At 38.9% G+C, this 15,257-nt stretch carries 12 protein-coding genes; 1 reads left to right on the top strand and 11 read right to left on the bottom strand.

Going from position 1 to position 15,257, the window contains the following annotated elements; translation table 11 throughout:
• Positions 1–85: 85 nt before the first annotated feature.
• From KKW16_RS02485 to KKW16_RS02440, 10 genes are all read right to left on the bottom strand, one after another.
• Complete coding sequence (locus KKW16_RS02485; RefSeq protein ID WP_046950589.1) at positions 86–376, bottom strand: putative quinol monooxygenase; 291 nt, start codon at positions 374–376, stop codon at positions 86–88.
• Positions 377–456: 80 nt separating this feature from the next.
• Positions 457–2,769, bottom strand: a complete 2,313-nt coding sequence (pflB, locus tag KKW16_RS02480) for a formate C-acetyltransferase (RefSeq protein WP_048954197.1) — start codon at positions 2,767–2,769, stop codon at positions 457–459.
• A 41-nt stretch (positions 2,770–2,810) separates the two neighbouring features.
• Positions 2,811–3,665 carry a formate transporter FocA gene (gene focA / locus KKW16_RS02475; protein WP_048954196.1) on the bottom strand — a complete coding sequence of 285 codons (855 nt, stop codon included), beginning with the start codon at positions 3,663–3,665 and terminating at the stop codon, positions 2,811–2,813.
• Positions 3,666–3,951: 286 nt separating this feature from the next.
• The gene (locus KKW16_RS02470) at positions 3,952–5,133 is read right to left on the bottom strand and encodes a glutathionylspermidine synthase family protein (RefSeq protein WP_048954195.1); all 1,182 of its coding nucleotides are present in this window, start codon (positions 5,131–5,133) and stop codon (positions 3,952–3,954) included.
• Positions 5,134–5,715 carry a DUF1190 domain-containing protein gene (locus KKW16_RS02465; protein ID WP_048954194.1) on the bottom strand — a complete coding sequence of 194 codons (582 nt, stop codon included), beginning with the start codon at positions 5,713–5,715 and terminating at the stop codon, positions 5,134–5,136.
• A gap of 12 nt (positions 5,716–5,727) precedes the next feature.
• Positions 5,728–6,147 (bottom strand): DUF2251 domain-containing protein, encoded by a 420-nt coding sequence (locus tag KKW16_RS02460; protein ID WP_048954193.1) that lies wholly within the window; start codon positions 6,145–6,147, stop codon positions 5,728–5,730.
• A gap of 8 nt (positions 6,148–6,155) precedes the next feature.
• On the bottom strand, positions 6,156–6,794 hold the full coding sequence (locus tag KKW16_RS02455; RefSeq protein ID WP_048954192.1) for an NUDIX hydrolase N-terminal domain-containing protein: 639 nt from the start codon (positions 6,792–6,794) through the stop codon (positions 6,156–6,158).
• Between the two features lie 71 nt (positions 6,795–6,865).
• Positions 6,866–8,176 carry a phosphopyruvate hydratase gene (eno, locus tag KKW16_RS02450; RefSeq protein WP_005635098.1) on the bottom strand — a complete coding sequence of 437 codons (1,311 nt, stop codon included), beginning with the start codon at positions 8,174–8,176 and terminating at the stop codon, positions 6,866–6,868.
• Between the two features lie 190 nt (positions 8,177–8,366).
• Positions 8,367–10,004 carry a glutamine hydrolyzing CTP synthase gene (gene pyrG / locus KKW16_RS02445; RefSeq protein ID WP_005636432.1) on the bottom strand — a complete coding sequence of 546 codons (1,638 nt, stop codon included), beginning with the start codon at positions 10,002–10,004 and terminating at the stop codon, positions 8,367–8,369.
• 199 nt (positions 10,005–10,203) lie between these two features.
• Positions 10,204–10,710: a single-stranded DNA-binding protein gene (locus KKW16_RS02440; protein WP_048954191.1), complete on the bottom strand. Its 507-nt coding sequence runs from the start codon at positions 10,708–10,710 to the stop codon at positions 10,204–10,206.
• A gap of 152 nt (positions 10,711–10,862) precedes the next feature.
• Between KKW16_RS02440 and uvrA the strand changes: the two genes are divergently transcribed.
• Complete coding sequence (gene uvrA / locus KKW16_RS02435; protein WP_048954190.1) at positions 10,863–13,694, top strand: excinuclease ABC subunit UvrA; 2,832 nt, start codon at positions 10,863–10,865, stop codon at positions 13,692–13,694.
• 103 nt (positions 13,695–13,797) lie between these two features.
• On the opposite strand, the gene KKW16_RS02430 is transcribed toward uvrA, so the two are convergent.
• A complete protein-coding gene (locus KKW16_RS02430; protein WP_048954189.1) occupies positions 13,798–15,216 on the bottom strand; it encodes a sucrose-specific PTS transporter subunit IIBC in 1,419 nt (472 codons plus the stop codon).
• Positions 15,217–15,257 lie beyond the last annotated feature (41 nt).

Below are 15,257 nucleotides of genomic sequence, written 5' to 3'. Positions count from 1 at the left end.
AATTTTACCAAAGATTTGGTCTATAAAAAATGAGCCTGATTTAAATCAGGCTCATAATTAAAATATATTTATCAAAGTGCGGTCATTATTCGCTGACTTTTTGAAAGGTTTGCACCACTGGCACTTGTTCACAATACTCGACCAATACAGGTACAATTGAGGTAAAGTGTGGCGTTGCAAAATGTTGTTCTAAATCGGCTTTGCTTTTCCATTGCTCAATAAAAACATAATGATTAGCCTGCTCGCTATTTTGTTGTAATTCATAAGATACGCATCCTGTTTCTTGACGAGTATGCTTAATTAATTCTTGGCATTGAGTTAGAAAATCATTAATTTTGTCCGCTTTTACTGAAAATTGGGCAATAACTGTTAGCATAATTTGCTCTCCTATATAAAAATAAACCACTCACAAAACTATTCTGTGAGTGGTTTATATTAAAACATAATTTTATTTACTTAGAAAGACTCAGTAAATGTACGAGTTACGACGTCTTGTTGTTGCTCTTTAGTTAAAGAGTTGAAACGTACTGCGTAACCAGATACACGGATAGTCAATTGTGGATATTTATCCGGATTTTCCATTGCGTCTAACAACATTTCACGGTTTAACACATTCACATTTAAGTGTTGACCACCTTCAACTGTTGCTTCGTGGTGGAAGTAACCATCCATTAAGCCAGCAAGATTACGGCGTTGTGCTTCGGCATCTTTACCTAACGCATTTGGTACGATTGAGAAGGTATAAGAAATACCATCTTTCGCGTAAGCAAATGGAAGTTTAGCTACAGAAGTTAATGATGCTACCGCACCTTTTTGGTCACGACCGTGCATTGGGTTTGCACCTGGTCCGAATGGCGCACCAGCACGACGACCATCTGGGGTGTTACCAGTTTTCTTACCATAAACCACGTTAGAAGTAATGGTTAATACAGATTGTGTAGGCACTGCATTGCGGTAAGTTTTAAGTTTTTGAATTTTCTTCATGAAACGTTCAACTAAGTCACAAGCGATGTCATCAACACGGTTATCGTTGTTACCATATTGTGGATATTCACCTTCGATTTCAAAGTCGATTGCTACGTTAGTTGCAACAACATTGCCATCTTTATCTTTGATGTCGCCACGAACTGGTTTAACTTTCGCATATTTGATTGCTGAAAGTGAGTCAGCCGCAACAGAAAGACCTGCGATACCACAAGCCATGGTACGGTATACATCACGGTCATGTAATGCCATTAATGCTGCTTCGTATGAATATTTATCGTGCATATAGTGGATTACGTTTAAGGCAGTCACATATTGTTTTGCCAACCAATCCATAAAGCTATCCATACGGGTCATGACTGTATCGAAATCTAATACTTCATCAGTAATTGGTGCAGTTTTCGGACCTACTTGCATACCTAATTTTTCATCGATACCGCCGTTGATTGCGTATAACAATGTTTTCGCTAAGTTTGCACGTGCACCGAAGAATTGCATTTGTTTGCCCACAACCATTGGTGATACACAACATGCGATTGCGTAGTCATCATTGTTGAAGTCTGGACGCATTAAATCATCGTTTTCGTATTGAACTGATGAGGTATCAATCGATACTTTCGCACAGAAACGTTTGAAGTTTTCAGGTAATTGTTCAGACCAAAGAATAGTTAAGTTTGGTTCTGGAGAAGTACCCATGTTGTAAAGAGTGTGTAAAATACGGAATGTATTTTTGGTTACTAATGTACGACCGTCTAACCCCATACCTGCGATGGTTTCAGTTGCCCACATTGGGTCACCTGAGAATAATTGATCGTATTCAGGTGTACGTAAGAAACGAACCATACGGAGTTTCATGACTAAGTGGTCAACTAATTCTTGCGCTTCAGTTTCAGTAATTTTACCTGCTTGTAAATCACGTTCGATATAGATATCGATAAAGGTTGCAGTGCGACCGAATGACATTGCCGCACCATTTTGTGATTTGATTGCAGCAAGATAAGCAAAGTACATCCATTGAATGGCTTCTTGAGCATTAGTCGCTGGGTTAGAAATATCATAACCATAGCTTGCAGCCATTTGTTTTAATTGGCCTAATGCACGGTGTTGTTCTGCGATTTCTTCACGTAAACGAATTGTTGCTTCAAGATTTATGCCATCCTCTAAATCTTTTTGTAAAGAAGAGAATTGTGCGTATTTATCTTTCATTAAGAAGTCAACACCATAAAGTGCTACACGACGGTAGTCACCGATGATACGGCCACGACCATAAGCATCTGGAAGACCAGTTAATACACCAGATTTACGGCAACGTAAAATATCTGGCGTATAAACATCGAATACACCTTGGTTGTGGGTTTTACGGTATTCAGTAAAGATTTTTTTCACTTCAGGATCTAATTCTCGACCGTAAATTTTGCATGACCCTTCCACCATTTTGATACCACCAAATGGCATAATGGCACGTTTTAAAGGCTCATCAGTTTGAAGACCAACGATTTTTTCTAAGTCTTTGTTAATATAACCTGGTGCGTGAGAAGTAATTGTTGAAGGCGTATGCTCGTCAAAGTCTAATGGCGCATGTGTGCGGTTTTCAACTTTGATTCCTTCCATTACAGCCTCCCAAAGTTTTGTTGTCGCTTCAGTTGGACCTGCTAAGAAAGAATCATCACCTTCATATGGGGTGTAGTTTTTTTGGATAAAGTCACGTACATTGACATTTTCTTGCCAATCACCACCAGTAAAACCAGCCCACGCTAATTTTTGCGCTTCATTAAGTTCTGACATAGTCATTTCCTTTGTTAATTAATAAATAAGTAAATAAATCTTTAATGCGTTTTGGTTAAATAACGTTGGAATACACCCATGCAAATTGCCCCGCCGACAATATTTCCCAACGTTACGGGAATTAAATTCTTCACAATGAAATGATACAAATCTAAATCTGCGTATTTCATCGGATCAACGCCGATTTGTTGCCAAAATTCAGGAGTACTAAAATGTGCAGTAATAATTCCCATCGGAATCATAAACATATTAGCCACACAGTGTTCAAATCCTGACGCAACAAACAAACCAATCGGCATAATCATAATAAAAGCTTTGTCTGTAACAGTCTTACCAGAATAAGACATCCAAATCGCCACACACACCATAATGTTGCATAAAATACCTAGATTAAATGCTTCAAACCACGTGTGATGAATTTTATGTTGGGCGGTTGCAAGAATTGTTAAACCCCATTGGCCATTTGCTGCCATGGTTTGTCCCCCAAACCAAATCACTGCAGCAATAAATAAGCCGCCCACAAAGTTACCTAAATATACGACAATCCAATTTCGGATCATTTGCGCTGTGGTTATCTTACCACCAACACGGGCAACTAAGGTTAAAGTAGAAGAGGTGAATAATTCAGATCCTAATATCACCACCATAATCACACCTAATGAGAATACTAACCCACCCACTAATTTGGTCAGTCCCCAAGGTGCTCCGGCACTAGCAGCTTGTGTTGTCGTGTAAAATACAAAAGCTAAAGCAATACAAGCTCCAGCACTAATGCCAGACATAAACGATAAAAATGGACGTTTATTTGCTTTATAAGTAGCTGTACTTTCTGCACAATCCGTTGCTTCAACAGGTGTGAGCGCAACAGAAGACAGTTTTTGAATTTCTGATGCCATAATCAAACTCCAAATATTAAAAAAAATTGATGAAAATTTAATACTTCTAATATGTTTACAACTTCAAATACTTCTACTACCAGGGACATTTTACTCTTTTAATTTTTCATTTCAAAGAAATGCTACGATTTATTCTAACAAAATTTGATATTTTGCAAGATTTTTTCAGATAAAATAACCATAACTCTTTAGTAATAGTTTTTAGGTAAAAAAATAACCGCACTTTTATCAAAAAAGACAAAAGTGCGGTTTGTTTTCTAGTTATTTTAGCAATACTCAGGACACATTAAGGTACAAAATAATGAGGTATAAAATGGCTATCATTCCCCGTCACTGCAGTAAAATCTTCGCGTAATCCCATACCGCAAGCCACATCACCCACAACCCAAGAGCCGATAATTGGATACATTCCATCAAAACTCGGCAATTCAAATTTTTGTTGATAAACATAACCTGAATTAGTATAAAACGCAGAGTGTTCGCTTCCTTTCGCTGCAAATTCTACGCCATGGTTTTTCTCATAATAGAATACATTGGCACCTTCTCGACCTAACAACGGTTTTTTCACCCACATTGATAAATCTTTTGGTAATTCGAAGGGCGTAAAATAAGCAGGCAATAAATTCGGATGATTAGGATAACGCGCCCAAAGTTTTGCCAATAGTGCTTTATTACTTAACAGCATTTTCCACGCAGGCTCAATAAATCGTGTTTCAGCCGTTGTAATATGACGAGCAAACTCAGCGTGGCTTAACCATTCTAGCGGATACAATTTAAATAACATTTCAATAGGCTGATCATTTAAATCTACAAATTTTTTTGTTTCGCTGTTATAGCCAATATCCTCTACCGCTAATTGATGAATATTCCAACCAGCGTTATAAGCCACATCAGCTAAATAATCCACATTGCCCCAATCTTCACGGCCAGCATCTTGCATAGCACTCAAATGGAAATCGGTTTTGCCACTTTGTTGTTTCAAAAATTGGAAATGTTTTATTAATTCTTCATGAATCCAGTTAAATTGATCCCGATGTTTCAAGCCCTCAATTTGCTCCAACCACTGCCATTGAACAACCGCAGCCTCCAACAAGGATGTTGGCGTATCGGCGTTATATTCAAACATTTTTAGGTTTTCACCATCATAGCCAAAATCAAAGCGTCCATATAAATAAGGATCTTGATTACGCCAAGAGGCTTCAATAAGCTGTTTTTGCAACTCCGTAAAACGGTAATTTTCATAATCGCCTTTTTTAATTTCATCCGCCGCAAAATCTAAACACATTGAATGTAATTCATTAGTTGTATCCTCAATGCGATCAATTTCCGCTAAGGTAAATTCATAGGCGACATTATCAGACCAATAATGAGATCCATCACTGGAAGGCAAGTTATAGTAATCAAATCCAACATTAAGTAGCTGTTGCACCATATCTGGACGAGTAGGAAACCCTGTTACACGTTTCATTTAGCCCCCACTGCTACGATTAGTATTATTTGGGCTACTAAAACCACCACGAGATACAGGTTTACTATTCATGCTTCCTGCATTTCCTTTCACAAGCATTGGTTTTCCAACAGAACGATTTGTTTGCGGTTGCACAACTTGCCCTGTTGGCGTGGTGACAGCGCGATTTCCGGGATGATAACTTGGGCCAAGGAAACTACTAATTGCACGAGCCGCCATATACCCCATAACTCCACCAGCAATCGCGGCCCCTAAAGAAGGATCGGTACTTTCAGCTTTTGCAGTCGATTCGACATTGTTCTCGCTTTGATTCGCTTGTGCATTATTTTCAGCTGGATTTTTTACCGCACTTTCTTCATTACCATTATCACGAATATTTAAACCAAGCCCCTGTTGTGGTGTGGTTTCAGTTTTCTGAGTACTCTCGGTATTTTTATCTACCTCACAAAGCTCAATTTTTTTCCAATCCGCTAAACAATCATCTAAAGACTGATACACATCACGTTGTACTTGTTCTTCTGAACAGCCTCCTAATAAGGCCACAATAGATAAACTAACTAAAATCTGATTTTTCTTTTTCATTGTTCTCAATTTTTATCGAATGGTTTTCACGCCTAGCCATTGCTCGGCCTGTTTATTGGTAATTTCTTCACGAGTCCACATACTCATTAAATCTGGTTGTGGATATTTATTGCTGTTATAGCCGACTAAACGAGCAAAATCAAATACGGCATGAGGATAACCATTAATAAGCAACAATGCTAAATAACCACTCTCATCCCAACAAATTTCAAGTTTGCGTGCTTCATGAGGATTAGAGGTTGAATCAACATTATACACATGCAACATATCCACTATCGGTTGAGCATTTTGACGCATATCAAGTGCATAAAAATAGCCCGTTTCACCGTCATCTTCAAACATTACAGCAAAATGCTCAAATACCGTAGAATGCGTTCCCACTTGCTTTGGCGTTCCTAAAAAGAGTTCATCCTCTAAAGTTAAATGTAACATAATCTTTCCTAATCAAATTGTGTAATCCAATGGCGACTATTATATGCTTGAAAACAAAGCTCTACTTGAGCTTTCGTATTTTTTGCATCATTCATTGGTGGAAGTTTATCCAAGGAAAAATAAGCAGACTCCAACGTTTCACTGTTCTTCTTAAATTCACCTGACAATCTTTCACACATAATAAAAGCCTTCTGTACACGATGAGCCAAAGGTGGATAGTTATGCTTATGTTGGTCGTGAATCGCAATAATAAAAGTTGGCTTCACATCAAGCCCTGCTTCCTCATACACCTCTTTTACTGTATTACTATGAAGCGTCTCCAATACATCAACCCATCCCCCAGGCAATGACCAAAGTCCATCATTTTCTAGCACTAACAAAATTTTATCGTCTTGAAAAATCGCTGCCCGAGTATCTATTTTGGGAGTTTGGTATCCATCCTCATTACAAAAAAGATTTTTAACCGTTTCTTTTGGTATTGCCATTTTATGGCTAATCATTTCAGCTGCTAAATCTCGAAGTCGCTCATAGCGTTCTATATCATAAATATTTTTACAATAAGCCAAGCCACTTTGTGCAATACTTTGAATTTCAATCGCCCAAGATAACCAAGGTTCAGTAAGCAGTGAATCAGATTGAGTATTCATAAAAACTCCCTAAAAAAACACCGCACTTTTATACAAAGTGCGGTGAGATTTTACAGTAAATTCAGCGTGAATTACGCTTGACCTTTAACCGCTTTTAAGCCAGGAAACGCTGCTGGAGTACCTGCGCGTTCTAATGCTTCTTCGATACGGATTAATTGGTTGTATTTCGCAATACGGTCAGAACGGCTCATAGAACCAGTTTTGATTTGACCTGCTGCTGTACCCACCGCTAAATCAGCGATAGTCGCATCTTCAGTTTCGCCAGAACGGTGAGAGATAACCGCTGTGTAACCTGCATCTTTAGCCATTTTGATTGCAGCTAAAGTTTCAGTTAAAGAACCGATTTGGTTGAATTTGATTAAGATAGAGTTTGCGATACCTTTTTCGATACCTTCTTTTAAGATTTTGGTGTTAGTGACGAATAAGTCATCGCCCACTAATTGAACGCGGTCGCCTAACACTTTAGTTTGGTATGCAAAACCTTCCCAGTCAGATTCATCTTGACCATCTTCGATAGACACGATTGGGTATTGTTTAGTTAATTCTTCAAGATAGTGTGTGAACTCTTGAGAAGTGAATGAACGACCTTCGCCTTTCATTTCGTATTTGCCAGTTTCTTTATTGTAGAACTCGGAAGATGCGCAGTCCATCGCTAAAGTCACGTCTTTACCTAATACGTAACCTGCTTTTTCTACTGCTTCTTTGATACATGCTAAAGCGTCAGCGTTAGAGGCTAAGTTAGGTGCAAAACCACCTTCATCACCAACAGCAGTGCTCATGCCTTTAGATTTTAATACTTTCGCAAGGTTGTGGAACACTTCTGCACCGATGCGAAGTGCTTCACGTAACGTTTTTGCACCAACTGGTTGAATCATGAATTCTTGGATATCAACGTTGTTATCTGCGTGCTCACCACCGTTGATGATGTTCATCATTGGTAATGGCATAGAGTAAACACCTGGAGTGCCGTTAAGTTCTGCGATGTAAGCGTAAAGTGGTAAACCTTTAGATGCTGCAGCTGCTTTTGCGTTTGCTAAAGATACCGCTAAGATTGCATTTGCACCAAAGTTAGATTTGTTTTCGGTTCCGTCTAAATCGATCATGATTTGGTCGATTTCAGCTTGGTTAGACGCATCTTTACCAAGAATTGCTTCAGCAATTGGACCATTTACTGCTGCTACAGCTTTTAATACGCCTTTACCTAAGAAACGAGATTTGTCACCATCGCGTAATTCTAATGCTTCGCGAGAACCAGTTGATGCACCGGATGGAGCCGCAGCTAAACCAACAAAACCACCTTCAAGATGGACTTCAGCTTCAACAGTTGGATTACCGCGTGAGTCGATGATTTCGCGACCAATCACTTTAACAATTTTTGCCATTTTTATTTTCCTCAATTAAGTTAATTAAAACGGGTTAGGCGAGCCTAAAACAGGCGATATAATAAAGCTATTTTGAGATTTTGTCTTGTAAAAAATGCGTATGCTTTGATCTTTATCTATTTTTACAAAATAAAAGATCGGTGAAAAAATTTGTCATTTCTCACCGCTCTTTTTACTCTAATTTAATCCATTACTTCACTGATTGTTTGTGATTTTCATAGGCTGCTTTTACAAAGCCTGCAAACAACGGATGACCATCACGAGGCGTAGAAGTAAATTCTGGATGGAATTGGCAAGCGACAAACCAAGGATGATTTGGCACTTCGATAATTTCTACCAATTTTTTATCTGCAGATAAACCCGTTACTTTCAATCCTGCTTTTTCAATTTGTGGAAGTAAGGTATTGTTCACTTCATAGCGATGACGATGACGTTCTTCAATGGTTTCTTTGCCATAAAGCTCACGAGCACGGCTGCCTGACACTAAATGACATTGTTGTGCGCCTAAACGCATTGTTCCACCAAGATCTGATTCATCGGTACGCACTTCTGTATTACCATCCGCATCTTGCCATTCCGTGATTAATGCAACCACAGGTTGTTCACAATCTTTATCAAACTCAGACGAGTTGGCTTTAGTTAAACCTGCTACATTACGTGCATATTCAATCAACGCGATCTGCATACCTAAGCAAATGCCCAAGTAAGGAATTTTGTTTTCACGTGCATATTGTGCGGTACGAATTTTACCTTCCACACCACGATAACCGAATCCACCAGGAACAAGAATGCCATCAATGCCTTTTAATACTTCAACACCTTTGGTTTCAACATCTTGGGAATCAATATATTTAATGTTAACGCTTAAACGGTTCGTTAAACCTGCATGTTTCAATGCTTCATTTACAGATTTATAGGCATCGGGTAACTCAGTATATTTACCCACCATCCCAATGGTCACTTCACCCACTGGATTGGCTTGTTTGTAAAGCACTTGCTCCCATTCAGACAGATCCGCTTCAGGGCAAGTTAAACGGAAACGTTCACAGACAAAATCATCTAAACCTTGAGATTTTAATAATGCGGGAATTTGATAAATCGAATTTACATCTTTTAATGAAATGACTGCGCGTTCTGGAACGTTACAGAATAAAGCAATTTTCGCACGCTCATTTGGCGGAATCATACGATCTGAACGACAAATCAACACATCAGGTTGAATACCAATAGAAAGCAATTCTTTTACAGAATGTTGAGTTGGTTTAGTTTTTACTTCACCCGCAGTTGGAATATAAGGCACTAAAGTTAAGTGCATAAATAACGTGTGTTCACGACCAACTTGAACGGCTAATTGACGTAATGCTTCTAAGAATGGAAGTGATTCAATATCCCCAACAGTGCCGCCCACTTCAACAATCACAACATCGTGACCTTGAGCGCCAGCAATAACGCGATCTTTAATTTCATTGGTAATATGTGGAATCACCTGAATTGTTGCACCAAGATAATCGCCACGACGCTCTTTACGTAATACTTCAGAATAAATTTTGCCTGTGGTGAAGTTATTACGTTTAGTCATTTTCGTGCGAATAAAACGCTCATAGTGACCTAAATCTAAATCTGTTTCTGCACCATCTTGAGTGACGAAAACTTCCCCATGTTGGGTTGGGCTCATCGTACCTGGATCCACATTAATATATGGATCTAATTTCATAATGGTTACATTTAAACCACGAGCTTCTAAAATTGCCGCCAATGATGCTGCCGCAATGCCTTTACCTAACGATGAAACCACACCGCCAGTGACGAAAATATAATTTGTAGCCATAGGGAACCTAATCTGTATTGGGATATAAATGATTATAGCTAATCATCTTACAGACAAAATCAACCAAAAGTGCGGTCAAAAATCGAAGATAACTAGCTATCAAAGACGGGACGGTAGTTTACCTGATTTAGAAAATTATCTCAATGAAAACCCAGAGAAAAAAGAAAACCATCAAAAGATGGTTTTCAAATTATTTTAATTAAAATGGGATATCGTCATCAAATCCATCCATTGGTGGCTCAGCCTGTGGTACAGCTTGTTGTGGTGCTGGACGAGATGATTGGTAACTACCACCATTGTTAGTTTGACGAGCTTGGTAAGATGGTTGTGGTGCAGATCCCATATCACTAGGGTAGCCACCTGCGTTTTGATTACGCGCACCAAGCATTTGCATTACATCACCTTGAATTTCTGTGGTGTAACGATCTTGGCCATTTTGATCTTGCCATTTACGCGTTTTTAGACGACCTTCCACATAAACTTGGGAGCCTTTACGCAAATATTCACCACAAATCTCCGCTTGACGACGATAGAATACAATGCGGTGCCATTCCGTTACTTCACGGCGCTCGCCAGTATTGCGGTCATTCCAGCTTTCACTAGTCGCTACGCTAATATTTGCTACAGCATCGCCATTTGGCATGGTACGAATTTCAGGATCATTGCCTAGATGACCCACAATAATGACTTTATTAACTCCAGCCATAAAAAACCTCATTTTTTATCTTAAAAAGTGCGGTTATTTTGCCTGAAATTTTTCAAAAGATCTATATATTTTAACTGGATATTTGCACAGATGTTAAAATATGCGATAATGATCGCAGAATTTAAACTTATTTCATCCTTTTGAGTTATTTTATGGAAAATATCGATATTCGCGGGGCTAGAACCCATAACCTGAAAAATATTAATTTAACTATTCCACGCAATAAACTTGTGGTTATCACAGGGCTTTCAGGTTCGGGAAAATCTTCTTTAGCGTTTGATACACTTTATGCAGAAGGGCAGCGCCGCTATGTTGAATCTCTTTCGGCGTATGCACGTCAGTTTTTATCTTTAATGGAAAAGCCTGATGTGGATTCTATTGAGGGACTTTCGCCTGCAATTTCGATTGAACAAAAATCTACCTCACACAATCCACGTTCTACGGTGGGAACAATTACGGAAATTTATGATTATTTACGTTTATTGTTTGCTCGAGTAGGTGAACCGCGTTGTCCAGATCATGATGTTCCATTAACGGCACAAACGATTAGTCAAATGGTGGACAAGGTATTAAGTTTGCCAGAAGACAGCAAGATGATGTTACTTGCGCCAGTTGTCAAAAATCGAAAAGGCGAACACGTTAAGATTTTAGAAAATATTGCTGCACAAGGTTACATTCGTGCGCGTATTGATGGCGAAATTTGCGATTTATCTGATCCACCAAAATTAGAGTTACAGAAAAAACATACTATTGAAGTAGTGGTGGATCGCTTTAAAGTGCGGTCAGATTTAGCAACACGTTTAGCTGAGTCTTTTGAAACCGCATTAGAGCTTTCAGGTGGCACCGCGATTGTGGCAGATATGGATAATCCGAAAGCGGAAGAATTAGTTTTTTCGGCAAATTTTGCTTGTCCGCATTGCGGTTATTCTGTGCCAGAATTAGAACCTCGTTTATTTTCCTTTAATAATCCAGCCGGAGCGTGCCCTACTTGTGATGGTTTGGGTATGCAACAATATTTTGATGAAGAGCGAGTGGTACAAAATCCAACTATTTCCCTTGCTGGTGGTGCGGTGAAAGGTTGGGATCGTCGTAATTTTTATTATTATCAAATGCTCACCTCATTGGCGAAACATTATAATTTTGATGTTGAAGCGCCCTATGAATCTTTGCCAAAGAAAATTCAACACATCATTATGCATGGTTCAGGTAAAGAGGAAATTGAATTCCAATATATGAATGATCGTGGCGATGTGGTTATTCGCAAGCATCCTTTTGAAGGTATTTTGAATAATATGGCTCGCCGATATAAAGAAACAGAATCAATGTCGGTGCGAGAAGAATTAGCGAAAAATATTAGCAATCGCCCTTGTGCAGACTGTGGCGGATCTCGTTTACGACCAGAAGCGCGTAATGTGTATATCGAAAAAACGAATTTACCGATGATCGCGGAAAAAAGTATTGGTGAAACGCTCGAATTTTTCACTGCACTTTCTCTCACTGGTCAAAAAGCGCAAATTGCGGAAAAAATTCTTAAAGAAATTCGCGAGCGTTTGCAGTTTTTAGTCAATGTTGGCTTGAATTATCTTTCTCTTTCTCGTTCTGCTGAAACTCTTTCAGGCGGTGAAGCACAACGTATTCGCCTTGCTAGCCAAATTGGTGCGGGGCTTGTTGGTGTGATGTATGTATTAGATGAACCTTCTATTGGCTTGCACCAACGTGATAATGAACGCTTACTTAACACATTAATTCATCTGCGTAATCTTGGTAATACGGTAATTGTCGTGGAACACGATGAAGACGCGATTCGTGCAGCTGACCATATTATTGATATCGGTCCTGGAGCAGGCGTGCATGGCGGGCAAGTTATTGCGCAAGGAAATGCTGATGAAATTATGCTGAATCCAAATTCCATCACAGGAAAATTCTTATCGGGCGCAGATAAAATCGAAATTCCTAAAAAACGCACTGCACTTGATAAGAAAAAATGGCTAAAACTTAAAGGGGCATCAGGCAATAATTTAAAAAATGTAAATTTAGATATTCCCGTTGGCTTGTTTACTTGCGTAACTGGTGTATCAGGCTCAGGAAAATCAACACTCATTAATGACACTTTATTTCCACTTGCGCAAAATGCATTAAATAGAGCTGAAAAAACCGATTATGCACCTTATCAATCTATCGATGGATTAGAACATTTCGATAAAGTTATTGATATTAACCAAAGCCCGATTGGACGTACGCCACGTTCAAATCCAGCCACTTATACAGGTTTATTTACTCCGATTCGTGAACTTTTTGCAGGAGTGCCAGAAGCGCGTGCGCGTGGTTATAATCCAGGGCGTTTTAGCTTTAATGTACGTGGTGGACGCTGTGAAGCTTGTCAGGGCGATGGTGTACTCAAAGTTGAAATGCACTTTTTACCCGATGTTTATGTCCCTTGCGACCAATGTAAAGGTAAACGCTATAACCGCGAAACCTTAGAAATTCGTTATAAAGGTAAAACGATTCATCAAGTTTTAGATATGACGGTGGAAGAGGCTCGCGAGTTTTTTGATGCGATTCCAATGATTGCAAGAAAATTACAAACATTGATGGATGTGGGATTATCCTATATTCGATTAGGTCAGTCTTCCACAACACTTTCAGGCGGTGAAGCGCAGCGCGTTAAGCTAGCGACAGAGCTTTCTAAACGTGATACAGGTAAAACCTTGTATATTCTAGATGAGCCGACGACGGGTTTGCATTTTGCTGACATTAAGCAATTACTTGAAGTACTGCATCGATTACGCGCTCAAGGAAATACTATTGTCGTCATTGAACACAATCTTGATGTGATTAAAACGGCAGACTGGATTGTCGATCTTGGCCCTGAAGGGGGAAGCGGTGGCGGACAAATTATTGCTACAGGCACGCCTGAAGAAGTTGCTAAAGTCGAAGGATCTCATACTGCCAGATTCCTTAAACCAATTTTGGAAAAACGTTAAGAAAATAACCGCACTTTGATCTGACGTGCGGTTATTTTTTGATATATTTCTAGCAGAAATTTATCTTTTTGATTCTTATTGTGATTTGTTTGATGTAATGAGGTTATTTAGTATGTGCACGTCTTACAAATAAGAAAGATAAGCTGAATGCCACAACAAACGAAATAACCATTCCTATACTATACATTGCCAAACTGTCCGGTTTGATAGATGGGATACCTAAGAAACCAGCGGCACCCAATGCAATCGCTTTTACGTTAAAGAATGCAATAAATGCACTAGCTAACCCAGAGCCAATCATCGCAGCAATAAATGCTTGGCGGTAACGTAAATTTACGCCAAACATAGCGGGTTCTGTGATACCTAATAATGCAGAAATACCTGAAGGTACAGCTAATCCACGAATTTTGGCATCTTTTAATGCTAAGGCTACACCTAAACAAGCTGCGCCCTGTGCAATATTTGACATTGCTGCAATTGGGAAGATGAATGTTCCTCCAGTTTGTGTGATTTCGGCAAGCAATTGAGTTTCTACTGCGATAAAGGTTTGATGCATACCTGTAATGACAATTGGTGCATATAAAGTACCGAAAATCGCTCCACCAAAGAAACCTAATGTATCATATAACCAAGTTAATCCAGCTGAAATAAGAGAGCCTGCCTCTCGACCAAATGGACCAATTACCGTAAATGCAAGGAAACCCGCAATAAAAAGTGAAAACATTGGGGTAATTAAGTTATCTAAATAAGATGGTATAAATTTACGGAAATTCTTTTCTAATGTTGCTAATACCCAAGCCGAAATAATTGTTGGAATAACTGTTCCTTGATAGCCAACTTTTTCAATTTCAAGACCAAATACATTCCAGTATTTAATATTTCCTTCCATCAATATTTTTGCATAATTCCAGCCATCAGATAATGAAGGATGGACTAAAAGCATACCTAATGCTGCGCCTAAGAAGGGATTTCCACCAAATTTACGTGTTGCTGAAAAACCAAGTAATACAGGTAAGAATACAAACGGTGCATTTGCAATTGTATTGATGAAATCAACTAAATCAGATATTTCAGGATACTTTGTGACAACAGAATGATTATCCCAAAAGAAACCGATAGAGGTTAGCATTGAATAAAGTCCCATTAATAGACCTCCAGCAACGATAGCTGGAATAATTGGGACAAAAATATCGGCTAAACCTTTTACTATACGTTGTAGTAAATTCTGTTGGCCTAAGGCTGCTTCTGCAACTTCAGCTTTACTTACATCACCAATACCAAGTTGTTTAGTAAGTTGTTCATGAACTTTATTGACCGTACCTGAGCCAAAAATAATTTGGTACTGACCCGCCACAGAGAATTGGCCTTTTACCCCTTCAATTGCTTCGATACCTTCTTTATTCACTTTGCTTTCATCGTTTAATACGATACGTAAACGTGTTGCACAGTGAGCTGCTGTAGCAATGTTATTTTTACCACCAAGTTTTTCAATCACTTGTTCAGCTATTTTCGGGAAGTTCATAGATTTTCTCCTCATTAAAATAGAAATGGCGAGATTTTAGC

Source organism: Haemophilus sp. SZY H8, assembly GCF_018829755.1.
Classification (GTDB): domain Bacteria; phylum Pseudomonadota; class Gammaproteobacteria; order Enterobacterales; family Pasteurellaceae; genus Haemophilus; species Haemophilus haemolyticus_K.
Note: the sequence above shows the minus strand (reverse complement) of the source record. Positions and strands in the feature narration are given on the sequence as shown.